Source organism: Pseudomonas sp. GL-RE-29 (genome assembly GCF_019947275.1).
GTDB lineage: Bacteria > Pseudomonadota > Gammaproteobacteria > Pseudomonadales > Pseudomonadaceae > Aquipseudomonas > Aquipseudomonas fluorescens_A.
On the sequence record NZ_JAGYGD010000047.1, the window covers coordinates 1 to 23,431 of the forward strand.

The window sequence follows — 23,431 nt, forward strand, 5'->3', positions numbered from 1 at the left end:
ACAACGCGGCAATGGCGGCTTGTCGATCTCCAATCTGGAAACCTTTTTATGAGTCCTATCTGGCCAGAGGCCTGGCAAAAACCCAAGCCCTGGTCATCCTCGCGCGCAAGCTGTGCCGGGTGGCATTTGCTCTCATGAAAAACCAGAGCGAATACCAGCCGAATTTAAGGCTGCAGGGTTCCCCTGCAACATAGAATCTCCCACAGGATTTACGCCGGTCACCTGTTTTGTGCACGACGCAAACCTGTGGGAGCGTGGCTTGCCCGCGATGGCCGCGACTCGGTCTACTTGCTTGAGGCCAGCCCAAAAAACGCCTGTATCAAACGCAAATCCCGCCGCCGCTCCATGCACCCCATCATGTGCCGATTGACCAACCCCTCGCCAATGATCGGCACCGCCGCCACCCGCGGGTCGTGACTGACTTCGACCGATGACACCACGCCCACGCCCAACTCAGCCGCTACCGCCTCGGTGACTGCCTCGCGACTGTCCAGCTCCAGCAATACACGAGGATGCACGCTGGCCTGAGCACAAGCTTCATCGAACGTACGCCGGGTAATCGAACTCGGTTCACGCAACACCATGATCACCTGATCCAGCTCCTTGAGCGGCACGCCTTTGCTCCGCCGCGCCCACGGATGACCTTCGGGCACGAGCGCACAAATGCGTGATTCGCTCAAGGCTTGCAGATGCAATCCCTTGCGCGGCTCGACCTCGGTCAGCACCGCCACGTCGGCATGTTCTGACAACAACGCCGCCAGGGTTTCCTGAGCATTGCCCAGACGCAAATTCACCGTGATCCCCGGATAACGCGCGCGCAGGCTGGCGAGCATCGGCATGACCATGTGCGGCCCGTCCGCCGCCACTTCCAAGCGCCCAGTGAGCAACTGTCGGTTGGCTTCCAGCATCACCTGCGCCTCTTCGGCCAGACCGAACATCGCCCGGGTGATCGCCGCCAGTTTGGTGCCCTCCTCCGTCAGTTCCACCCGGCGCGCAGTCCTGCGCAACAGGGTGATCTGGTAGTGCTCCTCCAGCGCCTTGATGTGCCCGGTGACCGCCGGTTGGCTGATGAACAGTCGCGCAGCGGCGCGGGTGAAGCTGCCCTCGCGGGCCACGGCGTCGAAGGCGCGGAGCTGAAACAGGTTCATGAATAAGCCTCACTGATGGCTGGCATAACAACAAACAATTTGATTGATAACTCGGCAAATTGCAATTTAAGCCCCGTAGCGTCATCCCATCGATTGCGAGGACACGAGAATGAGTATTGCCGCACCCATCCTGCTCACCCCCGGCCCATTGACCACGTCGGCCCGCACCCGTCAGGCGATGATGGTTGACTGGGGTTCATGGGATGACCGCTTCAACCAACTGACCGCCAGCCTCTGCGAACAACTGCTGGCGATCATCAACGGCGCCGCCAGCCACCACTGCGTGCCGTTACAAGGCAGCGGCACCTTCGCCGTCGAAGCGGCCATCGGCACCCTGGTGCCTCGCGACGGCAAAGTCCTGGTGCTGATCAACGGTGCCTACGGCAAACGCCTGGCGAAGATCTGCGAAGTGCTCGGTCGCTCGTTCAGCACCTTTGAAACCGCCGAAGACGAACCGACCACCGCCGCCGACGTCGAGCGCCTGCTGCGCGCCGACCCAGGCATTACTCACGTCGCACTGATTCATTGCGAAACCAGCACCGGCATCCTCAACCCGCTACCGGAAATCGCCCAAGTCGTCGAGCAACACGGCAAACGTCTGATCATCGACGCCATGAGCTCCTTCGGCGCCCTGCCGGTGGATGCGCAACAGGTGCCGTTCGATGCGCTGATTGCTGCGTCGGGCAAATGCCTCGAAGGTGTACCGGGGATGGGGTTTGTTTTCGCTCGCAAGGAATCCCTGGCCAACGCGGCAGGCAACTCGCATTCGCTGGCGATGGATTTGTTCGATCAGCACACCTACATGGCCAAGACCGGTCAGTGGCGCTACACCCCGCCGACCCACGTGGTCGCCGCGCTGCACGAAGCGCTGCTGCAATACAACGAAGAAGGCGGCCTGCCGGCCCGGCACGAGCGCTACGCCGCCAATTGCCAGGCACTGATGGAAGAGATGAGCAAACTGGGCCTGCGCAGTTTCCTGCCGGCCGCGATCCAGGCACCGATCATCGCCACCTTCCACGCGCCGAAAGATCCGCGTTACCAGTTCAAGGAATTCTACGAACGAGTCAAGGCCAAGGGTTACATCCTCTACCCCGGCAAACTGACCCAGGTCGAAACCTTCCGCGTCGGCTGCATCGGCCACGTCCAACCGGCCGAAATGCGCGAAGCCGTAGCTGCCATCGGCGAAGTGCTGCGCGAGATGGAAGTGCTAGAGATCTGAATCGCCGCAAATCCCTGTGGGAGCGGGCTTGCCCGCGATAGCGGTCTGACATTCACCGACGATGTCGACCGATACACCGCCATCGCGAGCAGGCTCGCTCCTACATTGAACCGTATTGCCAACTCAGGAATTTAATTGCCATGAACTACACCAACCCAACCAAGCTCCAGGCCGCCATCCTCGACTGGGCCGGCACCGTGGTCGATTTCGGTTCTTTCGCGCCGACGCAAATCTTCGTCGAAGCCTTCGCCGAGTTCGACGTCCAGGTGTCCATCGACGAAGCCCGTGGCCCGATGGGCATGGGCAAGTGGGACCACATCCGCACGCTGTGCAATCAGCCGGAAGTCGCCGAACGTTATCGCAAAGTGTTCGGCCGCACGCCGACCGACGATGACGTCACCGCCATTTATCAGCGTTTCATGCCGCTGCAAATCGAAAAAATCGCCGAGCACTCGGCACTGATTCCGGGCGCCCTGGACACCATCGCCAACCTGCGCCAGCAAGGGATCAAGATCGGTTCCTGCTCCGGTTATCCAAAACAGGTCATGGACAAAGTCGTCGAACTGGCCGCCACCAACGGTTACGTGGCTGACCACGTTGTTGCCACCGACGAAGTACCGAACGGCCGCCCGTGGCCGGCTCAAGCATTGGCGAACGTGATCGCCCTGGGCATCGACGACGTCGCCGCTTGCGTGAAGATCGATGACACTGTGCCGGGCATTCTCGAAGGTCGTCGGGCCGGCATGTGGACCGTCGCGCTGATCTGCTCGGGCAACGCACTGGGCTTGGACTACGAAGGTTATCGCGCCCTCGGCAGCGACGAACTGGCCAGCGAGCGCAAACGCATTCACGCGCTGTTCGAAGGCTCGCGTCCGCACTACATGATCGACACCATCACCGACTTGCCGGAAGTGATCGCCGACATCAACAAACGCCTGGCCAAAGGCGAGATGCCTCAAACCAGCTGACAAACCCGCCCCTTGTAGGAGCTGCCGCAGGCTGCGATCTTTTGATCTTGATCTTGAAAAAACAAAATCAAAAGATCGCAGCCTGCGGCAGCTCCTACAGGGGATTTGCGTTTTGGCTGTCAATTACCTGAACCAGAGCATCCCGTGACGGATAGCCACAGGCAAACCCGGTGAAACAGGATTACAGTTAAGGCACACCGTCGATCAAGAACGGGCGCTTCAAACCGGACCTGTGAGGAACACCGTATGCCGTGGAAAAACTCCGACTCGCGCTACAGCACCGTGTCAATTGCACTGCATTGGTTGATGCTGGTCCTGCTGGCACTGGTTTACGCCTGCATCGAACTGCGCGGTCTCTTTCCCAAGGGCAGCGGCGCTCGAACGCTGATCGTGGAATCGCACTTCATGCTTGGCCTGACCGTATTCGTATTGGTCTGGCTACGCCTGTTCGCCCGCAGCCTGGGCCCGGCACCACAGATCTTTCCAGCTTCGCCGAAGTGGCAAACGCTGCTGGCCAAGTTGATGCACTGGGCGCTGTACCTTTTCATGATCGCCATGCCGATTCTCGGGTGGCTGGTGACCAGCGCCAAAGGCAACCAAGTGATGTTCTACGGTTTCGACCTGCCGCTGCTGATCGCGGAAAACAAGGACCTGGCCAAGCAGATCCAGGGCTGGCACGAGCTCGGCGGCACGATCGGCTACTGGCTGATCGGCCTGCATGCCGTGGCGGGGCTGTATCACCACTATGTGGTGGGCGATAACACCTTGTTGCGGATGATGCCGAAGCGGGTGAACAGCAATTCCTGATAACACCAACCATCCCCTGTAGGAGCGAGCCTGCTCGCGATAGCGGTTTATCAGTCGAATCATTATTCACCGACATACCGCTATCGCGAGCAGGCTCACTCCTACAGGGGTCAGGTTTTCAAGTTAAAACCTCGGCGGCCCTGTAGACCACCAGTATGTATAAAGATTAACCGTGTGCCTCGGGCAAACTTCCCCGCCTCGACTTGCTGCTTGAGCGCCAGCAATGCTTTGCCTGTGTACAGGGGTTCAAGAGCAATGCCGCTGACTTGCTCGGTCTGCGCAATGAATTCAAGCAACAGCGGATCGACCTTGGCAAAGCCACCCCGGCTTGCGTCGAACAGTTCATAAGTCGGAGCATTCACGCCCGCCTCCTCCAAAATGCGCTCGACCTGCTGCGCCACACCGTGATCGTCCGGCACCGCCAACGCACCGTAAACCGGGTGTTCTCCCGCTTCAGCCATTACCAACCCGGCCAGGGTTGTACCCGTCCCGCAAGCCAGCCACCAGCCGTCATAGTCACTCCAACCCAATCCCTCCAGTTGCTGGCAGGCCAGTGCTTTGAGCTGAGTGCAGCCCGTTGCTCCTGGCAAACCACCGCCGCCTTCGGGCACCGGAAACAGTTCGGGATACCGCGCCTGCCACGGCTCCCAGAACCCCGCTTCATGCCGCGCGCGATAACCGCCATAACCGAGCCAGTGCAATTGCATGCCGAACGCCTGCAAGTCGTCCACCGTCGGCGTTTCCTGAGGGTGCCCGCGCAATAAACCGACCGTGGCGAAACCGAAACGCTTACCGGCTGCGGCCAGTGCGTGAAGATGATTCGAGTGCGCTCCACCGAGGCTGATGATGCCTTCGGCGCCTGCAAGGTCAGCGGTTTTCAGGTGTTCGATGAGCTTGAACCATTTGTTGCCGCTGATCAGCGGGTCGATCTGGTCCAGGCGCAGGATGGCGACTTCGATGTTGGCGTTGGTGAGCCAATCGAGGTGAAGGGGGTCGAGGGGGGCTTGGGGTAGCCAGTTTGCGGGAGGAGAAAGCATTGATGCCGGCTCTGTGTGAAGAGCCGACATCTTAACAGTGGAACTGTGGCGAGGGAGCTTGCTCCCGCTCGGCTGCGCAGCAGTCGTAATTCCGGTGCACGCGATGTGCATGGGAAATTCGGGTGACTGGTTTCAGGGCCGCTTCGCAGCCCAGCAGGACGGTACGGCGTTCCGACAAGCTCACTCGCCACAGGCACGCAAATTACAGTTCAGCAGCCAATCGCGACCCCTGATTGATCGCGCGCTTGGCATCCAGCTCTGCCGCAACGTCCGCGCCGCCGATCAAATGCACATTCTGCCCCGCCGCTACCAGGCCATCCTGCAATTCACGCAGTGGATCCTGTCCGGCGCAGATCACGATGTTGTCCACCGGTAGCACTTGCGGCTCGCCGGTTTCGCCGATGCGGATGTGCAAGCCTTCGTCGTCGATCTTCAGGTATTCGACGCTGTTGAGCATCTGCACCTGCTTGTTCTTCAGACCGGTGCGGTGAATCCAGCCGGTGGTCTTGCCCAGGCCGTCGCCGACCTTGGATTTCTTGCGTTGCAGCAGGAACACATCACGGGCCGGCGCATGGGGCGCAGCCTTGATGCCGGCGACACCGCCGCGAGCTTCGAGGTGCGTGTCGATGCCCCACTCTTTCCAGAACTCATCGCGGTTCAGACTGGTGGCCTGACCCTGATGAACGAGGAATTCCGATACGTCGAAACCGATACCGCCAGCACCGATGACTGCGACGCGCTTACCCACTGGCTTGCGCTCAAGCAGCACGTCCAGGTAGCTCAGCACCTTGGCGTTCTCGACGCCCGGAATTGCCGGAGTCCGTGGGGCAATGCCGGTAGCCAGAATGATTTCGTCGAACCCGCCCTCGACCAGTTTTGCCACATCCACGCGAGTGTTCAGGCACACCTCGACGTTGGTGGTTTGCAGTTTGCGACCGAAGTAACGCAGGGTCTCGAAAAACTCTTCCTTGCCCGGCACACGCTTGGCGACGTTGAACTGGCCGCCGATTTCGCTGGCGGAATCGAACAGCGTCACCTGATGGCCGCGCTCGGCAGCCACAGTCGCGGCGGACAACCCGGCAGGACCGGCACCGACCACCGCGATCTTCTTGATCTGCTTGACCGGCACATAGTTGAGCTCGGTTTCGTGGCAGGCACGCGGGTTCACCAGGCAACTGGTCAACTTGCCGCCGAAGGTGTGGTCGAGACACGCCTGGTTGCAACCGATGCAGGTGTTGATTTCGTCGGCGCGACCTTCGGCAGCCTTGTTGACGAAATCCGGGTCGGCGAGGAACGGTCGCGCCATCGAGACCATGTCGGCGTCGCCTTCGGCCAGGATCTGCTCGGCGACTTCCGGGGTGTTGATGCGGTTGGTGGTGATCAGCGGAATGTTCACAGAACCGCGCAGCTTGGCCGTGACCTTGCTGAACGCCGCACGCGGCACTTTGGTGGCGATGGTTGGAATCCGCGCTTCGTGCCAGCCGATACCGGTGTTGATGATGGTCGCGCCAGCCTGCTCGATGGCCTTGGCCAACAACACGATTTCTTCCCAGGTGCTGCCGCCCTCGACCAGATCGAGCATCGACAGACGGAAAATGATGATGAAGTTCGGACCTACCGCTTCACGCACCCGACGGACGATTTCCACCGGCAGGCGCATACGGTTTTCGTAGCTGCCGCCCCAACGGTCGGTACGGTGGTTGGTGTGAGCCGCGAGGAACTGGTTAATGAAATAACCTTCCGAGCCCATGATTTCGACGCCGTCGTATTCGGCCTGTTGAGCCAGTGTCGAACAGGTGACGAAATCGCGGATCTGCTTCTCGATGCCTTCCTCGTCCAGCTCTTTAGGCTTGAACGGGTTGATCGGCGCCTGAATGGCGCTTGGCGCGACCTGTTTCGGGCTGTAGGCATAACGGCCGGCGTGGAGGATCTGCATGCAGATCTTGCCGCCCGCCTCGTGCACCGCACGGGTGACGATCTGGTGCTTGAGCGCCTCTTCCTCGGTGGTCAGCTTGGCCGCGCCGGAGTACACCCCGCCCTCGTCGTTCGGACCAATACCGCCGGTCACCATCAGGCCGACACCGCCACGGGCACGCTCGGCAAAGTACGCCGCCATACGCTCGAAGCCACCCGGCTTTTCCTCGAGACCGGTGTGCATCGAGCCCATCAGGGTACGGTTACGCAACGTGGTAAAACCCAGGTCCAGCGGGGCCAACAGGTGCGGGTAATGAGCGGCGGTCATCGGTAACTCCACAACGAGCGAACACGGAAAAAATGCGGGAGCTCTGCGGCCCCCGTCAGTCATGTTCGACAGACTAAGAGCCGAGCCGTTGACGCTCAATGACCGTAACTGACAACTTATTGATCGAAATGCGCAGCGGCCCTTGGCAAGCGTCGGCATGGGTCATACCCTGTCATCAAATTCTGCACACGGCCGTTGACTGTTCCCCCATGCGTAAACTTTTGTACCTGACGTTCTCCATGGCGCTGATCGCCGCCCTGACGACCTATGCCATGTGGGCCGCGGATCGCCCGGTGGGCCATTACCTCTCTGACCTGCGGATCAGTCTCGCCGTCGATCAGGGCACACCCGCCGATCGTGGCAACCTGCTGGGCATCCAGCCCGAATTGTTTCCCACCGACTACCAAAGCCCCGAACGCCTGCACCGCAAACTCGCGGCCTATCTGCAGAAGGCCCGGGAACAGGGTTTGTTGAATGAGAAAACCATCGTGGTTCTGCCGGAACATGTTGGCACCTGGCTGATGGTCAGCGGCGAGAAGGATGAGTTGTATCAAGCCGCCACCCTCAAGGAAGCCATGAATTGGCTGGCTGTGAGCAACCCTTTGAAATTCGTTCGCGCGCTGATCAGCGCCGAGGGCGGCAACCGTCTGGACGACGCTCACCTGCGCATGAAAGCCAAAGCCATGGCCAGGGATTACCAGGCATTGTTCGGCGGCCTGGCAAAGGAATTCCACGTCACGCTGGTGGCAGGCTCCATCGTGTTACCGGAGCCCAGTGTCATCGACGGCACTCTGAAAATCGGTCGCGGCGCGCTGTACAACAGTAGCGTGGTGTTCAACCGCGACGGCCAGCCGATCGGGCAGCCCCAGCGCCAGATGTATCCGGTCTTTGCCGATCAGAATGCGATCAAGGCCAACGGCGAGCATTCTCTCAACGTGGTCGAAACGCCGGCGGGACGCTTGGGCGTGCTGATCGGGCGCGACAGTTGGTATCCGGAAAACTATCGCAAGCTTGATGACCAGAGTGTGCAATTGGTAGCGGTTCCGGCGTTTGTGGCGGGTCGCGGCAGTTGGGAACAACCGTGGCGCGGTTACCGAGGCTCGTCGACACCGGCTTCCGTCAACATCAAATCCGGTGAGCTCAGCGAAGGCCAGGCCTGGCAGCGCTTGACCCTCTCAACCCAGGCGCCGGCCAGTCAAGCCACCGCCGGCATGAGCGTGTTCCTGCGCGGGCAATTCTGGGATCAGGGCAGCGCCGGTCAAAGTTTTCTCAACAGTAACGGACAGCAGTTCGCCGACGGCAATGCCCGTGGTGCGCGCCTGTTGAACCTGTGGTTGTAACCAATGAAAGCCCTTGCGGTACGTCTTGGCGATCTGTCAGTGGGCTTTGTTCATAGTCTGGCCGACGCCGTACGCAGTCACGGTGTGGACCCGCAACCGCTGCTGGACCAATACGGCCTCGATGCGGCCCGTCTCGGCGAAGCGGGTGCACGACTCTCGATCCCGCGTTACATGCGCCTGGGTCACAGCGCGATTCAATTGACCGGGAACCCGGCGCTCGGCTTGCGCATGGGGCTGTTCAGCCGCTTGAGTCAGGCCGGCCTTGCCGGGGTCACCGCCGCCCAGGCGCCGACCGTGCGCGAAGCCGCGCGCTGCCTGATTCGATTTGAAGCCTTGTATGGTTCCAACTATCGCGGGCAGTCGAGCTTTCACGAAGACGCTCAGGGCGCCTGGCTGCGCTTTTATTCCATCAGCCCTTACAACACCTATAACCGCTTCGTGGTCGACTCGATCATCGCCGGGTGGTTGCAGCAATTGTCCAGTGTCAGCCCCGCTCCGCTGCGCGCCGAACGCATCGAAATCGAGTTCGAAGCACCCGATTACCGCGCAGACTATGAAACATTGGGCGACTGCCCGATTCAGTTTGGCTGCGAACACAACCAGCTGCGCCTGAGCCTGTCCAGCCTCGCTCAACGCAACCCCGAGCACTGCCCGAGCACCTGGCGACATTTGCTGCAGTTGTGCGAACGGGAACTGGAGCAACTGACACGCACCCGCAGCCTGCGTGAACGCATCATCCAGTTGCTGGGGCCATTGCTCAATGGTGGCCGGGAACCCGACCTGGAAGAAGTGGCGGCACGCCTGAAGCTGCCAACCTGGACCTTGCGGCGCAAACTCGCCGAGGAAGGCACGCAATTTCGCGCGATTCTCAACGACACACGACGCGACCTGGCCATGACCTACATTCGCGATACCGAACTGGCATTCGGGGAAATCGCCTACCTGCTGGGCTTTGCCTCAGCCGAAGCATTTCAACGTGCCTTCAAACGCTGGAATGGCCAGACGCCTGGCGAGTTTCGCCGTAGTCATCGCCAATCCGCCTGAAGCTTATAGCTCGGTAGCGTCTTCGGCCGGTTCCAGCGGGTCCAGTTCAAACGCCTGATATTCCAGCAGCTCTTCTTGATAATCGTCCATCGTCGAATCCCCCACCGCTCACTGAAAAATGTCTGAATTATTGACCAACGCCTCGAGCATAAAGTGCCCGTGTGAAAGAACCATGACGCGGACACGACATTACGTCACTACTGAATAAAACGTAGCAGGCGGTACGGAATTTATCACAGGAATTTTTCGATGCAGACCGCAGGGAAGCGGTCTGGGTTGACGCGGATCAATCTTTGCAGCTGCGGGATCGGTGCGGACTCACGCAATCCCGTCGCTGCATCTAACCGTCACTGGCCTGTGACAGGCATCGATTGAATCGGCTCGCTTGGCGGAGCCAAATTGTCTGGATTGGACGGCGGCGTAATCGTTTCCGCAGACGACGCAGGCTCGGAGTTTTCCGCTGGCGTAATCGGTGCAACGTCTGGCGGCGGTGCAACGGGCTCGGAGGCGGCTGGAGTGGCCTCTGCGGGTGCCGGTTCCGGTGTCGCGGCAGGCGCTGGCTCTGCTGCAGGTGGCGGGGTTGCGACCAACGGCGCCGGTGCTGGTTTGGTTTCAGGCACGCCCAGATCGGTTTTCGGCTTTTCAGTGATGTGCGCAGCCTTCTTCGCTTCCGGGGGCAAAAACAGTTCGACCAGGGCGAAGAAACGCTCATAGAACTTGGCCGACGAGACGGTTTCGCTGGCGACCTTGACCATCGAGTCGTCAGACGAGCCGATCGGCATCGATACCGAACCCAAAACACCGACGCCAAGGCTGGCGGAGTTATTGGTCTTCTTCAGCGCGTAGCGGTCCTGCAAGGCGTTGGCAAACATGGTTGCATGGTGCCCTTCGCTGCCGTCATCGGCACAGACCACACTGAAGCTGATCTCCATGTGGGTCTCGCCAGTCTGCTGGAAGCTCTTGTGGCCACTGACCAGTTTCGGATCGCTGCTGGTGATGATGTAACCCTGGCTGAGCAACGCTCGACGGGCGGCCTCACAGGATTGTGCATCAGTCACCGGGTAATTGCGGGAAAACGTACCGGAGTCATCGAAGTTCTCATGCTCATAGATAGCGGCTTTCTTCGACGAGCACCCGGCCGCGGTGACAAGCACCAGCGCCAGCCCGGCGACACGCATGGGAAATGATTTAAACATTGAACATCCTGAGGAAAACGGTCCGGGGCGTATTGTGCAACAGATCGATGCTTAGCGGAGCAACGATTGTGTCTTAAAACAGTTACAGGTCTGTGGATCCCAAATATGCAGGAAAATTCGCGTCCTCCTTTTACAAAAGCAAAAGATCGCAGCCTTCGGCAGCTCCTACATGGAATGCGTTCCCCTGTAGGAGCTGCCGAAGGCTGCGATCTTTTGATTTCGCAATAAAAAACCCCGACCAACGGGCCGGGGTTTTTGTGTAGCGCAAAACTCAGTCTGGCATCAGAAACGCTTGATGTCGGCCTGGCTTTCCAGCTGCTTGCGGTAAGCCGCAAAGTCTTGCTGACCGATACGCGACGCGAGGAAGCGACGGTATTGAGCCTTCTCTTCTTCAGTCGGCGCTGCGGCTTCATTCACGCCGTTCAAGCGCACGATCATCAGGCTGCCATCAGGCAACGTCACGCTGCTGAAAGTCGGCTTGTCCTTGCCCGCAGGCTTGGGCATGCGGAACAGCGCTTGCAGCACGGTTGGGTCAACCCCTTCTTGAGCGCGAGTCGCGGCTTCGATGACTTTCCAGTTTTGACCGTCGATTGGCTTGTCCAGCGGGGTCTTGCCGTCGCGCAGGCTGGCAATCAGCTCATCAGCCTTGGTTTTGGCAGCCGCACTGGCGTGCTCCTTGGCCAATTGCTCGCGAATGGCAACGTTCACGCTTTCCAGAGGCAGTTGCGCAGGCTTGAGGTGCTCCTTGGCGCGCACCACGACCACGGTTTCCGGATCGAGCTCGATGGCGGTGCTGTTGGCACCTTCATCCAGGACTTCCGGACTGAACGCTGCAGTGACCACGGCACGGTTGGCTGCAACGCCTTCGCCACCTTCACGACCAAACGGCTTGGAGGTGTGAACAGTGAGCTTCAGGTCTTGCGCCGGCTGGGCCAGGTCGGAAGCTTCGAATGAGGCGTCTTCCAGTTGCTTGGTTGCTTCGACAAAACGCTGCTCGACCTGCTGGGTCTTCAGTTCGCGGGTCAGCTTGTCTTTCAGGCTGGCGAATGTCGGCACTTCAGGCGCTTCCACACCCAAGAGCTTGATCAAGTGGAAACCGTAGTCGGTGCGAACCGGTTCGGAAACCTGATCCTTGGCCAATGAATACAGCGCTTTTTCGAAGGCTGGATCGTAGACGCCAGGACCTGCGAAACCGAGATCACCGCCGTTGTTCGCCGAACCCGGATCCTGGGAGAATTCCTTGGCCAGAGCCTCGAACTTCTCGCCTTTGGCCAGACGTGCCTGGACCTCGTCGATCTTGGCCTTGGCTTGCGCTTCGGTGGTCTTGTCGTTCACTTCGATCAGAATGTGCGCAGCCCGACGTTGTTCGGACAGGTTGGCGGTTTCTTTCTGATACGCCGCTTGCAGGTCTTCGTCCTTGACGCTGACCTGATCAAAGAAGGAAGCCTTCTTCAACTCCAGGTAATCGATGACCACCTGATCCGGCGTCATGAATTCCTTGGCGTGTTCGTCGTAATAGGCTTTGACTTCATCGTCGGTCAGTTTCACCGCCGCCGGGTCAGCCTTGATGTTCAGGGATGCGAAATCGCGGGTCTGTTTTTCCAGACGGGCGAAGGCCAGAACCTGTGCATCGGTGACGAAACCGCTACCCGCCAGACCGGCGCGCAGTTGGCCGATCAGCATTTCCTGAGCCAGCATCTGGCGGAATTGCATACGGCTGTAACCGAGTTGGCGAATGACCTGGTCAAAACGCTCGGGACTGAACTTGCCATCCACCTGGAATTCAGGCGTTTGCAGGATCACCTGATCCAGAGCCGCTTCGGAGAAAGCGAATTTCGAGTTTTCTGCGCCTTGCAGCAGCAGTTTGCGGTCGATCAGGCCTTTTAGGGCCGATTCGCGCAGCATTTTTTCGTCGAGCAAGGAAGCGTCGAAATCCTTGCCCAGCTGTTGCATGAGTTGACGGCGTTGCATATCGACCGCCTGGCTCAGCTCGTTCTGGCTGATGTCGTCGCCGTTGACCTTTGCCGCCTCATTCTTGTGCGTCGTGGCCTGAAAAATGGCGTCGAAACCAGTCAAAGCCATCAGTGCAACGATGACTCCGATAATGGTCTTGGCAATCCAGCCTTGTGAATTGTCCCTGATGTTCTGCAGCATGCGTCCCCCATAAACGGTTGAACTTCGAAATTAGGCAACCGTGGAGCGTGGGTAGAATCCGGATAGAAGAAAGGCGCATCCGAGGATGCGCCTTCTCGTAACTGACGGAGCGGACCGATGACTCGAACTTGCGAGCCTCGGTGTCTCGGACCGGCGACCTGCCGACTGGACTACCGCTCCGCTGCCAGGTCAGGCTTGACCCCGACCCGGATAGGCAAAAACCTGAATCGAAACTTAGTTGACAGCTTCTTTCAGTGCTTTACCGGCTTTGAAACCTGGTTTTTTGGCTGCTGCGATTTCCAGTGTCTTACCGGTCTGTGGGTTACGACCGATGCGAGCTGGACGATCAGTTACGGAGAAGGTACCGAAACCAACCAGAACAACAGAGTCGCCAGCCTTGAGAGCGCCAGTGACGGATTCGATTACAGCGTCCAGCGCACGGCCAGCAGCAGCTTTCGGGATATCAGCGGATGCAGCGATAGCATCAATCAGTTCCGACTTGTTCACTCTAAGTCCCCTTATATCTATTTGAGTATGATTCTAAGTTTTTTTGGTGAAAGCAAAAACGAGTGCTGAATGGCCTACAGACACTTAAGAGCCGCTTTATAACAAGGGCTCTAAAAAACTGTCAAGGAAGCCCCCCAGGCAAATACGTACTAATGCGTGCTAATTCTTTCCTTAGAATCTGCGTCGCGTTTCTCATCCTTCGCGACTATCTCCGGAGCCACATCCGGCAAGGGCTCCGGCGCGTATTGCAGCGCAATCTGCAGGACCTCGTCAATCCATTTAACCGGTTTAATCTGTAGATCTTGCTTGATATTGTCAGGAATTTCTTTCAGATCGCGCACATTCTCTTCAGGAATGATCACAGTCTTGATTCCGCCACGGTGAGCAGCGAGCAGTTTTTCTTTCAAACCACCGATCGCCAGCACCTGACCACGCAAGGTGATTTCACCCGTCATGGCCACATCCGCACGTACCGGAATGCCGGTCAACGCCGAGACCAGCGCCGTGCACATGCCTACACCGGCGCTAGGTCCGTCTTTCGGGGTCGCCCCTTCCGGCATGTGGATGTGCGTGTCACGCTTCTCGTGGAAGTCCAGGGGGATGCCCAGGCTCTTCGCGCGACTGCGAACAACGGTCAAGGCTGCGGTGATCGATTCGACCATCACGTCACCCAGGGAACCGGTCTTGATCAATTGACCTTTACCCGGCACGACAGCGGCTTCGATGGTCAGCAATTCGCCGCCCACTTGAGTCCACGCCAACCCGGTAACCTGACCGATCTGATCCTGTTGTTCCGCCAGGCCGTAGCGGAACTTCCGCACGCCCAGGAAGTGCTCCAGCATGTCTGCGGTGACCTTCACCGAGAAGCGTTTTTCCAGCGCATGCTCTTTGACGGCCTTGCGGCAAACCTTGGCAATCTGGCGCTCAAGCCCCCGCACACCGGCTTCCCGGGTGTAGTAGCGGATGATGTCGCGGATCGCTTCGGCTTCGAATTCCAGCTCGCCTTTCTTCAAGCCGTTGGCAGTGATTTGCTTCGGCGAGAGGTATTTGACGGCGATGTTGATCTTCTCGTCTTCGGTGTAACCCGGCAGACGAATCACTTCCATCCGGTCCAGTAGCGCCGGTGGAATGTTCATGGAGTTCGAGGTGCACAGGAACATCACATCGGACAGGTCGTAATCGACTTCCAGATAGTGATCGTTGAAATTGTGGTTCTGCTCGGGATCGAGCACTTCCAGCAATGCCGACGCCGGATCGCCACGCATGTCGCTGCCCATTTTGTCGATTTCATCGAGCAGGAACAGCGGGTTGCGGACGCCCACCTTTGTCATTTTTTGAATCAATCTTCCTGGCATCGAACCGATGTACGTACGGCGATGACCACGAATTTCCGCCTCGTCACGCACGCCACCAAGGGCCATACGGACGAATTTGCGGTTGGTAGCGTGAGCAATCGACTCCGCCAGGGACGTTTTACCTACCCCGGGAGGACCGACCAGACACAAAACGGGACCACGAATCTTCTTCACGCGCTTTTGCACGGCGAGGTATTCGAGGATGCGTTCTTTGACTTCTTCGAGGCCGTAGTGGTCGGCATCCAGAATGTCCTCAGCACGCGCCAGGTCGAGGCGCACCTTGCTTTGAGCTTTCCACGGCACCTGAACCAGCCAGTCGATGTACGAACGTACCACGGTCGCTTCTGCGGACATTGGCGACATTTGCTTGAGCTTGTTCAGTTCTGCGGTCGCCTTGGCGAGCGCGTCTTTTGGCAGGCCAGCGGCATCGATACGTTTTTTCAGGTCTTCGACTTCGTTGTGACCTTCATCGCTGTCGCCGAGCTCTTTCTGAATGGCCTTCATCTGCTCATTCAGGTAGTACTCGCGCTGACTGCGCTCCATTTGCTTTTTAACGCGGCCACGAATGCGTTTTTCGACTTGCAGCAAGTCGATTTCAGCATCCAGCAACGCCAGCACGTGTTCGACACGAGCCGACAAATCAATAATTTCGAGGATTTCCTGCTTCTGCTCGATTTTCAGCGCCATGTGCGCGGCCATGGTATCGACCAGGCGCCCTGGCTCGTCGATGCTGTTGAGCGACGACAGGACTTCAGCGGGTACTTTCTTGCCCAGCTGCACATATTGTTCAAACTGGGACAGCAGGCTGCGAACAAACACTTCCGACTCGCGCTCAGGCGCGTCGACTTCATCGATCAGCGACACTTCGGCACGGCAATGGCCGTCCACTTCGCTGAAGCGTTCGACGGTGCCTCGCTGCTCGCCTTCGACCAGAACCTTGACCGTGCCGTCAGGCAGCTTGAGCAGCTGCAGGACGGTAGCAATTGTACCTACGCGATAAAGTGCGTCTTCACCGGGATCGTCGTCAGCAGGGTTTCTCTGAGCCAGCAGAAGGATCTGCTTGTCGCCCGTCATCGCTGCCTCGAGGGCTTCGATGGATTTCTCGCGCCCCACGAACAGCGGGATAACCATGTGCGGATACACAACGACATCACGCAATGGCAGGAGAGGCAATTCGATGGTTGTCTTCATGATTTCGCCTCTACGGCGGCCATAAGGCCGGAAACAGATGGAAGTAAGCTTGAAACCAAGATGGGGGCTTGTTTAGAAAAAAACAAGCGGATAAAAAAACGACTTTGAAGAACCAAGCATGCAGGGGACTGGATACATCAGAAAACCCGGTACGAGCTGTCGCCGGCTGCGATCTTTTGATCTTGCTCTTTGAAAAGCAAAGTCAAAAGATCGCAGCCTGCGCCAGCTCCTACATGGGAATGGATTGCCCGGCAGGCCAGTTCCCACAAAAAAGCAAAGGGGCCCGAAGGCCCCTTCTTTGTACCCGCTGCGTGACGCTTAGGCGTCTGGCGCGGCCTTGGCAGCAGGCTCACTGTTTTCATAGATATACAGTGGCTTGGACTTGCCTTCTATAACGCTTTCATCGATCACTACTTTGCTCACCTCGGATTGCGAGGGGATTTCATACATAGTGTCGAGCAATACACCTTCGAGAATCGAACGCAGGCCACGAGCACCGGTTTTACGTTCCAGCGCGCGTTTAGCGACCGATTTCAGCGCGTCGGCCCGGAATTCCAGGTCCACACCTTCCATCTCGAACAACTTGGCATACTGCTTGGTCAGAGCATTTTTCGGCTCGGTGAGGATCTGCATCAAAGCAGCTTCATCAAGCTCGTCCAGCGTGGCAAGAACCGGCAAACGACCGACGAATTCCGGGATCAGACCGAACTTGACCAGATCGTCAGGCTCGACTTCACGCAGGGACTCACCGACTTTCTTGCCTTCTTCCTTGCTGCGAACTTCTGCGTTGAAACCGATGCCGCCCTTGGTGGAACGGTTTTGAATAACCTTTTCCAGACCGGAGAACGCACCACCGCAGATGAACAGGATGTTACGGGTGTCGACCTGAAGGAATTCCTGCTGCGGATGCTTGCGACCACCTTGAGGCGGAACGGAAGCGACCGTGCCTTCGATCAACTTGAGCAGGGCCTGCTGCACGCCTTCACCGGAAACGTCCCGAGTGATCGACGGGTTGTCAGACTTACGCGAAATCTTGTCGATTTCATCGATGTAGACAATGCCCATCTGAGCCTTCTCTACGTCGTAATCGCACTTCTGAAGCAGCTTCTGAATGATGTTCTCGACATCTTCACCCACGTAACCCGCCTCAGTGAGGGTGGTTGCGTCGGCGATCGTGAACGGAACGTTCAGCAAGCGGGCCAGTGTTTCGGCAAGCAAGGTTTTACCCGAGCCTGTCGGGCCGATCAGCAAGATGTTGCTCTTGCCAAGTTCGACGTCGTCATTCTTTTTGTCACGCTGGTTCAGGCGTTTGTAGTGGTTGTACACCGCTACGGCCAAAACCTTTTTCGCACGCTCCTGACCAATCACATATTGATCAAGGATGCCGCTGATTTCTTTAGGCGAAGGCAATTTATGCGCGCTGCTTTCGGCCTGGGCTTCCTGCACCTCCTCACGGATGATGTCATTGCACAGGTCGACGCACTCGTCGCAGATAAAGACCGAGGGGCCGGCAATCAACTTGCGTACTTCATGCTGGCTTTTGCCACAGAAGGAGCAATAGAGCAGCTTGCCGTTGTCCTCGCCGTTGCGGGTGTCAGTCATTCGTTCGATCCAAATCCGATAGGCTTGCAACACAAGATGAAGGCTATTGCGGGCTTTTTCAAGCCCGCTGGTGATCGGACCCGCCGACCAACCTTATTTTGAGCTGCTTGATTAAGCAGGACGCTGGCTGATCACTTCATCGATCAAGCCGTATTCACGCGCTGCTTCTGCACTCATGAAATTGTCGCGGTTGGTGTCACGCTCGATTTCTTCAAGAGTGCGACCGCTGTGTTTGGCCATCAACGTGTTGAGACGCTCACGAATGAAGAGGATTTCCTTGGCATGGATTTCGATATCCGAGGCCTGGCCCTGGAAACCGCCCAGTGGCTGGTGAATCATCACACGCGAGTTCGGCAGGCAGTAACGCTTGCCTTGGGCACCGGCCGTCAGCAGGAACGCACCCATGCTGCACGCCTGACCGATACAGGTGGTCGACACGTTTGGCTTGATGAACTGCATGGTGTCGTAGATCGACATGCCCGCCGTCACCGAACCGCCCGGGGAGTTGATATAGAGATGGATGTCCTTGTCCGGGTTTTCCGCTTCAAGGAACAGCAGTTGCGCACAGATCAGGTTGGCCATGTAGTCCTCTACAGGACCAACCAGAAAGATCACTCGTTCCTTGAGAAGGCGCGAGTAGATGTCATAGGCGCGCTCGCCACGAGCAGACTGCTCGACAACCATCGGGACCAGGCCGCCTGCGGCCTGGATATCAGAGTTCTGCTGAATATACGAATTACGGAACATGCTCTGCAGTCACTCCCAAATAGTTATGTCTTGAATACGCATAAGCCAGCTCGAGAGCTGGCTTATGGTGTGTGCTTCTTACCGCAAAAATGATCAGTCGGCTTGTGGAGCTTCTACCGGCTTGACCGCTTCTTCGTAAGAGACCGATTTGTCGGTCACGCTAGCTTTCTGCAGAACAGTATCCACAACTTGCTCTTCCAGCACAACCGAACGAACTTCGTTCAGTTGCTGGTCGTTCTTGTAGTACCAGGACACAACTTGCTCAGGCTCTTGGTAAGCGGAAGCCATTTCCTGAATCATCTCGCGAACGCGGGCTTCATCAGGTTTCAGGTCGAACTGCTTGACCACTTCAGCCACGATCAGACCCAGCACAACGCGACGCTTGGCTTGCTCTTCGAACAGCTCAGCCGGCAGTTGGTCAGGCTTGATGTTGCCACCGAACTGCTGAACAGCCTGCACGCGCAGACGGTCAACTTCGTTGGACAGCAGAGCCTTAGGCACTTCGATCGGGTTGGTGGCCAGCAGACCGTCCATTACCTGATTCTTGACCTTGGATTTGATCGCCTGACGCAGCTCGCGCTCCATGTTCTTGCGAACTTCGGTGCGGAAGCCTTCCAGGCCAGTTTCCTTGATACCGAATTGAGCGAAGAATTCTTCGGTCAGTTCTGGCAGCTTTGGCTCGGAAACAGTGTTCACGGTAACGGTGAACTCAGCGGTTTTGCCGGCCAGGTCGAGGTTCTGATAGTCCTCTGGGAAGGTCAGGTTCAGAACACGCTCTTCGCCGGCTTTAGCACCAACCAGACCGTCTTCGAAGCCAGGGATCATGCGGCCGGAACCCAGAACCAGCTGAGTACCTTTGGCGGAACCGCCAGCGAACACTTCACCGTCAACCTTGCCAACGAAATCGATGTTCAGCTGGTCTTCGTTTTGAGCAGCGCGATCGGCCACTTCGAAACGGGTGTTCTGCTTGCGCAGGATGTCCAGCATCTTGTCCAGATCGGCATCAGCCACTTCAGCGCTCAGGCGCTCTACAGTGATACCTTCGAAACCGGCAACGGTGAACTCAGGGAACACTTCGAAAACAGCAACGTATTCCAGATCCTTGCCAGCTTCGAGCGACTTAGGCTCGATCGAAGGCGAACCTGCCGGGTTCAGCTTCTGCTCAACCACAGCTTCGTAGAAAGAGGACTGGATCACGTCGCCTACAGCTTCCTGGCGAGCTTCAGCACCGAAACGGCGCTTGATTTCGCTCATTGGCACTTTGCCTGGACGGAAGCCAGCAATCTTGGCCTTTTGGGCAGTCTGCTGCAGACGCTTGTTGACCTGAGTCTCGATGCGCTCAGCCGGCACGGTGATGCTCATGCGGCGCTCAAGAGCAGAAGTATTTTCAACAGAAACTTGCATGGATATTCCTCGTTGCACAGACGTTAGCCGGCCGTTTCCGACCCCAGAATCAAGGGCATGCATTCTAGTGGGTCAAACTCAAGAAGTCACCCTACTGAAAACGGGTAAAAACGCAGCAGGCAATTTATAGGTGCGAATGCACGGATGCACCTCGCCCCGGTGGCAAATACAGCCAATCACGCCAGGGCTCTGCGCCAACCCTTCTATATATAGAAGAGGCTGCCAATCATCTCCCTGACAACCGATCTTGCGAGCAAGGCCGGCGGGCAGCGCGGCATCATCGAGAAACATAAATACGACGAAACGCCCTGCCCCTGCGACCCAGTACCGGCAGCCGCTGGACACTCAAACCACTGAAACAAAAAAGGCGCCAGACTGTTAAATCTGGCGCCTTTCGAAATATGGGGTGGACGATGGGGATCGAACCCACGACAACGGGAGTCACAATCCCGTGCTCTACCAACTGAGCTACGCCCACCATATTACTTTGCAAAAAAGCCAAACAACTTCTTTGCTGACCCCAACCAGGCCAATCGACCTGAGTGAAGCTTTATTTGGTGCGGATGAAGAGACTCGAACTCTTACGCCTCGCGGCGCTGGAACCTAAATCCAGTGTGTCTACCAATTCCACCACATCCGCGAGTGAAGCTTTTAAAGCAAAGGCGCCAGACTGTTAATCTGGCGCCTTTCGAAATATGGGGTGGACGATGGGGATCGAACCCACGACAACGGGAGTCACAATCCCGTGCTCTACCAACTGAGCTACGCCCACCATATCGCGTTACTTGTGCCAATGCTGCCTAATGGCGCACCCGGCAGGACTCGAACCTGCGACCATCCGCTTAGAAGGCGGATGCTCTATCCAGCTGAGCTACGGGCGCCTTATTAATCTGTACCCTTGAAGGACTACAAACTAAATGCTTTCCAGTTTTGCAGAACCGTAATTCCGCTCGACCTTCTTAACCAGTGCTAGGCTGTGCCCGACAAGTGCGACGAATAGTATAGAGCGCCCCGAAGGTCGTCAAATCCTTTTTAAAAAAAATTCATTTAATTAAAGGGGTTAGGGGAATTTGCAGACCAAGCGCCTTTGCCCTCACCGCATGACATGCGAGAATGCGTTCTCTTTTTTTCCCCTCTCGATGGTTAATCACGCGCAATGACTGCACAACTAATCGACGGCAAATCGATCGCCGCCAGCCTGCGCCAGCAGATCGCCCAACGCGTCAACGAGCGTCGCCAGCAAGGCCTGCGCACGCCCGGCCTTGCGGTGATCCTGGTCGGCAGCGATCCTGCCTCTCAGGTTTATGTCTCGCACAAGCGTAAAGACTGTGAAGAGGTCGGCTTCCTTTCCCAAGCTTATGACCTGCCTTCCGAAACCACTCAAGAAGCGCTGACCGATCTGATCGATCGCCTCAACGACGATCCGGCAATTGACGGCGTTCTGCTTCAGCTTCCTCTTCCTGAACACCTGGACGCGTCCAAACTGCTGGAGCGCATTCGTCCGGATAAAGACGTCGACGGCTTCCATCCTTATAACGTCGGCCGTCTGGCCCAGCGCATTCCGCTGCTGCGTCCGTGCACCCCTAAAGGCATCATGACCTTGCTGGAAAGCACCGGCGCCGATCTGTACGGCATGAACGCCGTGGTGGTTGGCGCTTCCAACATCGTTGGGCGCCCGATGGCGATGGAATTGTTGCTGGCCGGTTGCACAGTGACCGTCACTCACCGCTTCACCAAGGATCTGGCCGGCCACGTCGGCCGTGCCGACCTGGTGGTGGTAGCCGCCGGCAAGCCGGGCCTGGTCAAGGGTGAATGGATCAAGGAAGGCGCGATCGTGATCGACGTCGGCATCAACCGTCAGGACGACGGCAAACTGGTCGGTGACGTGATTTACGAAACCGCCCTGCCCCGCGCCGGCTGGATCACTCCGGTACCGGGCGGCGTTGGCCCGATGACGCGTGCCTGCCTGCTGGAGAACACACTGTACGCGGCCGAAACCCTGCACAGCTGAGTTTCCCCGCAGCGGTAAACAGTGAGTCGAAGAACCCCGCCCATGGCGGGGTTCTTTTTGCCCGCAAAACAAGGACGACCATCCGCCGGAAAATTACATTTTTTTCATGTTTCAAAGGACTTTCACCTACGGCTCGAACAACCATCGACAGTTATTCAGCCATACTCCAGAATGTCGCGCTTTTTGAGTAATAGCCCGTTACAAAACGGCTTATCAACACTTTATGAGTCTGCCAGCGTGAAAATCCGTCTTTCCATCCTGAGCCTATTTTTCGCCGTTACAGGGACTTTCATCACGCCGATCGCCAGCGCTGGCGAAACCACCGCAGCGCCTCGCGACACCTCGCAACTCAAGCTTGCTTCCGGCAGTTCCTTGCTGCTGGATATGCAGACCCATACTGTCATCTATGCCAACAACCCGGACGTCGTTGTGCCCATCGCTTCCGTCAGTAAACTGATGACCGGCCTTGTGGTGGTTGAGGCCAAGCAGAACCTGGACGAGTACATCAACATCGACATCAGCGACACACCGGAAATGAAAGGTGTGTACTCCCGGGTAAAACTCCGCAGCGAACTTCCGCGCCGGGAAATGCTGTTGATTGCCTTGATGTCCTCTGAAAACCGCGCCGCCGCGAGCCTGGCCCACCACTATCCGGGCGGCTATGCCGCGTTCATTGCGGCAATGAACGCCAAGGCCCGGGCGCTGGGCATGACCAATACCCACTTCGTCGAGCCGACCGGTCTCTCCCCGCGCAACGTTTCGACCGCTCGCGACCTGAGCAAACTGTTGATCGCCGCGCACAAATACCAGTTACTGACCGACCTGACCACGACCAAGGAAAAAACCGTTACCTTCCGCAAACCGGTCTACAGCCTCGGTTTTCGCAACACTGACCACTTGGTCCGCAAGGACGACTGGGACATCCAGATAACCAAAACCGGTTTCACCAACGCAGCAGGTCACTGCCTGGTGCTGGTAACCCGAATGAGTAACCGCCCGGTTGCCCTGGTGCTGCTTGACGCTTATGGCAAATACACGCACTTTGCCGATGCCGCGCGCATCCGCAATTGGGTTGAAACCGGCAAGAGCGCCGCCGTGGCTTCTGCAGCCTTGCAATACAAATCGGACAAGAACCTCAAACAGCGCCAGACCGGTGTGGTTGAGGCGTCGAAGTAAGCCGACAGCCACATCAAGCAAAAGCCCCGATCATGCGGGGCTTTTTTTGTGTCCAATTAGTCGTTGGGCAGCGGCATCTGGTCGTCATCCGGAATGCCATCACCTTTGCTTGGGTCTCGCCAGCCATGCGGATGTTCGATCGGCACCACCGTCGGCCGTGCGAGCGGATCGCGCATCGGGCTAGCAGGGTCCATCACCGGATCCGTGTCCTGCTCGGGCGTAGTTGGCACGGTTTCCGGACGTTTGTCGTTGAAGCTCGAATCGGTAGACATACGCACCTCCA

Annotated in this window: 18 protein-coding genes, 5 tRNA genes and 1 pseudogene; 8 read left to right on the forward strand and 16 right to left on the reverse strand. The window is 57.7% G+C overall.

Annotation, left to right across the window (positions count from 1 at the left end):
• Positions 1-194, forward strand: a pseudogene (locus tag KGB21_RS26915) (IS110 family transposase); the annotation flags it as partial.
• Positions 195-284: 90 nt separating this feature from the next.
• On the opposite strand, the gene KGB21_RS26920 reads toward KGB21_RS26915, so the two are convergent.
• Positions 285-1,148, reverse strand: coding sequence for a LysR substrate-binding domain-containing protein (locus tag KGB21_RS26920; protein ID WP_034146847.1), 864 nt, complete (start codon positions 1,146-1,148; stop codon positions 285-287).
• A 109-nt stretch (positions 1,149-1,257) separates the two neighbouring features.
• Here KGB21_RS26920 and KGB21_RS26925 point away from each other — a divergent pair, with 109 nt between their 5' ends.
• From KGB21_RS26925 to KGB21_RS26935, 3 genes are all read left to right on the forward strand, one after another.
• Positions 1,258-2,367 (forward strand): 2-aminoethylphosphonate--pyruvate transaminase, encoded by a 1,110-nt coding sequence (locus KGB21_RS26925; RefSeq protein WP_223507243.1) that lies wholly within the window; start codon positions 1,258-1,260, stop codon positions 2,365-2,367.
• Positions 2,368-2,507: 140 nt separating this feature from the next.
• A complete protein-coding gene (gene phnX / locus KGB21_RS26930) occupies positions 2,508-3,335 on the forward strand; it encodes a phosphonoacetaldehyde hydrolase (protein ID WP_223507244.1) in 828 nt (275 codons plus the stop codon).
• A gap of 246 nt (positions 3,336-3,581) precedes the next feature.
• The gene (locus tag KGB21_RS26935) at positions 3,582-4,142 is read left to right on the forward strand and encodes a cytochrome b (protein ID WP_223507245.1); all 561 of its coding nucleotides are present in this window, start codon (positions 3,582-3,584) and stop codon (positions 4,140-4,142) included.
• Between the two features lie 110 nt (positions 4,143-4,252).
• On the opposite strand, the gene KGB21_RS26940 is transcribed toward KGB21_RS26935, so the two are convergent.
• Both KGB21_RS26940 and KGB21_RS26945 read right to left on the reverse strand, forming a co-directional pair.
• A complete protein-coding gene (locus KGB21_RS26940; RefSeq protein ID WP_223507246.1) occupies positions 4,253-5,179 on the reverse strand; it encodes a 1-aminocyclopropane-1-carboxylate deaminase/D-cysteine desulfhydrase in 927 nt (308 codons plus the stop codon).
• 202 nt (positions 5,180-5,381) lie between these two features.
• On the reverse strand, positions 5,382-7,421 hold the full coding sequence (locus KGB21_RS26945) for an NADPH-dependent 2,4-dienoyl-CoA reductase (protein WP_034146842.1): 2,040 nt from the start codon (positions 7,419-7,421) through the stop codon (positions 5,382-5,384).
• 209 nt (positions 7,422-7,630) lie between these two features.
• Here KGB21_RS26945 and KGB21_RS26950 point away from each other — a divergent pair, with 209 nt between their 5' ends.
• Both KGB21_RS26950 and KGB21_RS26955 read left to right on the forward strand, forming a co-directional pair.
• Positions 7,631-8,761: a nitrilase-related carbon-nitrogen hydrolase gene (locus KGB21_RS26950; protein ID WP_223507247.1), complete on the forward strand. Its 1,131-nt coding sequence runs from the start codon at positions 7,631-7,633 to the stop codon at positions 8,759-8,761.
• 3 nt (positions 8,762-8,764) lie between these two features.
• Positions 8,765-9,805 carry an AraC family transcriptional regulator gene (locus KGB21_RS26955; protein WP_223507248.1) on the forward strand — a complete coding sequence of 347 codons (1,041 nt, stop codon included), beginning with the start codon at positions 8,765-8,767 and terminating at the stop codon, positions 9,803-9,805.
• 347 nt (positions 9,806-10,152) lie between these two features.
• On the opposite strand, the gene KGB21_RS26960 is transcribed toward KGB21_RS26955, so the two are convergent.
• From KGB21_RS26960 to KGB21_RS27015, 12 genes are all read right to left on the reverse strand, one after another.
• Positions 10,153-11,001 carry a DUF2242 domain-containing protein gene (locus KGB21_RS26960; protein ID WP_034146819.1) on the reverse strand — a complete coding sequence of 283 codons (849 nt, stop codon included), beginning with the start codon at positions 10,999-11,001 and terminating at the stop codon, positions 10,153-10,155.
• Positions 11,002-11,283: 282 nt separating this feature from the next.
• Positions 11,284-13,155, reverse strand: a complete 1,872-nt coding sequence (locus KGB21_RS26965) for a SurA N-terminal domain-containing protein (protein ID WP_223507249.1) — start codon at positions 13,153-13,155, stop codon at positions 11,284-11,286.
• A 105-nt stretch (positions 13,156-13,260) separates the two neighbouring features.
• A tRNA-Leu gene (locus KGB21_RS26970) sits at positions 13,261-13,335 on the reverse strand.
• Between the two features lie 54 nt (positions 13,336-13,389).
• The gene (locus tag KGB21_RS26975) at positions 13,390-13,662 is read right to left on the reverse strand and encodes an HU family DNA-binding protein (RefSeq protein WP_002552737.1); all 273 of its coding nucleotides are present in this window, start codon (positions 13,660-13,662) and stop codon (positions 13,390-13,392) included.
• 149 nt (positions 13,663-13,811) lie between these two features.
• Positions 13,812-16,208, reverse strand: a complete 2,397-nt coding sequence (gene lon / locus KGB21_RS26980; RefSeq protein ID WP_034146817.1) for an endopeptidase La — start codon at positions 16,206-16,208, stop codon at positions 13,812-13,814.
• A gap of 318 nt (positions 16,209-16,526) precedes the next feature.
• Positions 16,527-17,810, reverse strand: a complete 1,284-nt coding sequence (gene clpX / locus KGB21_RS26985; protein ID WP_007946893.1) for an ATP-dependent Clp protease ATP-binding subunit ClpX — start codon at positions 17,808-17,810, stop codon at positions 16,527-16,529.
• 111 nt (positions 17,811-17,921) lie between these two features.
• Positions 17,922-18,557, reverse strand: coding sequence for an ATP-dependent Clp endopeptidase proteolytic subunit ClpP (gene clpP, locus KGB21_RS26990; RefSeq protein WP_007970761.1), 636 nt, complete (start codon positions 18,555-18,557; stop codon positions 17,922-17,924).
• Between the two features lie 93 nt (positions 18,558-18,650).
• A complete protein-coding gene (gene tig / locus KGB21_RS26995; protein ID WP_034146816.1) occupies positions 18,651-19,961 on the reverse strand; it encodes a trigger factor in 1,311 nt (436 codons plus the stop codon).
• A 402-nt stretch (positions 19,962-20,363) separates the two neighbouring features.
• Positions 20,364-20,439 (reverse strand) — tRNA-His (locus KGB21_RS27000).
• Positions 20,440-20,516: 77 nt separating this feature from the next.
• Positions 20,517-20,601 (reverse strand) — tRNA-Leu (locus KGB21_RS27005).
• A 56-nt stretch (positions 20,602-20,657) separates the two neighbouring features.
• A tRNA-His gene (locus KGB21_RS27010) sits at positions 20,658-20,733 on the reverse strand.
• 32 nt (positions 20,734-20,765) lie between these two features.
• A tRNA-Arg gene (locus KGB21_RS27015) sits at positions 20,766-20,842 on the reverse strand.
• 275 nt (positions 20,843-21,117) lie between these two features.
• Here KGB21_RS27015 and folD point away from each other — a divergent pair.
• Positions 21,118-21,972: a bifunctional methylenetetrahydrofolate dehydrogenase/methenyltetrahydrofolate cyclohydrolase FolD gene (folD, locus tag KGB21_RS27020; RefSeq protein WP_034146815.1), complete on the forward strand. Its 855-nt coding sequence runs from the start codon at positions 21,118-21,120 to the stop codon at positions 21,970-21,972.
• Between the two features lie 237 nt (positions 21,973-22,209).
• Positions 22,210-23,148, forward strand: coding sequence for a D-alanyl-D-alanine endopeptidase (gene pbpG / locus KGB21_RS27025; protein WP_223507250.1), 939 nt, complete (start codon positions 22,210-22,212; stop codon positions 23,146-23,148).
• A 56-nt stretch (positions 23,149-23,204) separates the two neighbouring features.
• Here pbpG and KGB21_RS27030 read toward each other — a convergent pair whose 3' ends face one another.
• The gene (locus tag KGB21_RS27030; protein WP_223507251.1) at positions 23,205-23,420 is read right to left on the reverse strand and encodes a hypothetical protein; all 216 of its coding nucleotides are present in this window, start codon (positions 23,418-23,420) and stop codon (positions 23,205-23,207) included.
• Positions 23,421-23,431: the final 11 nt, after the last annotated feature.

Coding starts and splice junctions, on each gene's coding strand:
- KGB21_RS26920 (WP_034146847.1), bottom strand. CDS start 1,148: ATGAACCTGTTTCAGCTCCGCGCCTTCGACGCCGTGGCCCGCGAGGGC.
- KGB21_RS26925 (WP_223507243.1), top strand. CDS start 1,258: ATGAGTATTGCCGCACCCATCCTGCTCACCCCCGGCCCATTGACCACG.
- phnX (WP_223507244.1), top strand. CDS start 2,508: ATGAACTACACCAACCCAACCAAGCTCCAGGCCGCCATCCTCGACTGG.
- KGB21_RS26935 (WP_223507245.1), top strand. CDS start 3,582: ATGCCGTGGAAAAACTCCGACTCGCGCTACAGCACCGTGTCAATTGCA.
- KGB21_RS26940 (WP_223507246.1), bottom strand. CDS start 5,179: ATGCTTTCTCCTCCCGCAAACTGGCTACCCCAAGCCCCCCTCGACCCC.
- KGB21_RS26945 (WP_034146842.1), bottom strand. CDS start 7,421: ATGACCGCCGCTCATTACCCGCACCTGTTGGCCCCGCTGGACCTGGGT.
- KGB21_RS26950 (WP_223507247.1), top strand. CDS start 7,631: ATGCGTAAACTTTTGTACCTGACGTTCTCCATGGCGCTGATCGCCGCC.
- KGB21_RS26955 (WP_223507248.1), top strand. CDS start 8,765: ATGAAAGCCCTTGCGGTACGTCTTGGCGATCTGTCAGTGGGCTTTGTT.
- KGB21_RS26960 (WP_034146819.1), bottom strand. CDS start 11,001: ATGTTTAAATCATTTCCCATGCGTGTCGCCGGGCTGGCGCTGGTGCTT.
- KGB21_RS26965 (WP_223507249.1), bottom strand. CDS start 13,155: ATGCTGCAGAACATCAGGGACAATTCACAAGGCTGGATTGCCAAGACC.
- lon (WP_034146817.1), bottom strand. CDS start 16,208: ATGAAGACAACCATCGAATTGCCTCTCCTGCCATTGCGTGATGTCGTT.
- clpX (WP_007946893.1), bottom strand. CDS start 17,810: ATGACTGACACCCGCAACGGCGAGGACAACGGCAAGCTGCTCTATTGC.
- clpP (WP_007970761.1), bottom strand. CDS start 18,557: ATGTTCCGTAATTCGTATATTCAGCAGAACTCTGATATCCAGGCCGCA.
- tig (WP_034146816.1), bottom strand. CDS start 19,961: ATGCAAGTTTCTGTTGAAAATACTTCTGCTCTTGAGCGCCGCATGAGC.
- folD (WP_034146815.1), top strand. CDS start 21,118: ATGACTGCACAACTAATCGACGGCAAATCGATCGCCGCCAGCCTGCGC.
- KGB21_RS27030 (WP_223507251.1), bottom strand. CDS start 23,420: ATGTCTACCGATTCGAGCTTCAACGACAAACGTCCGGAAACCGTGCCA.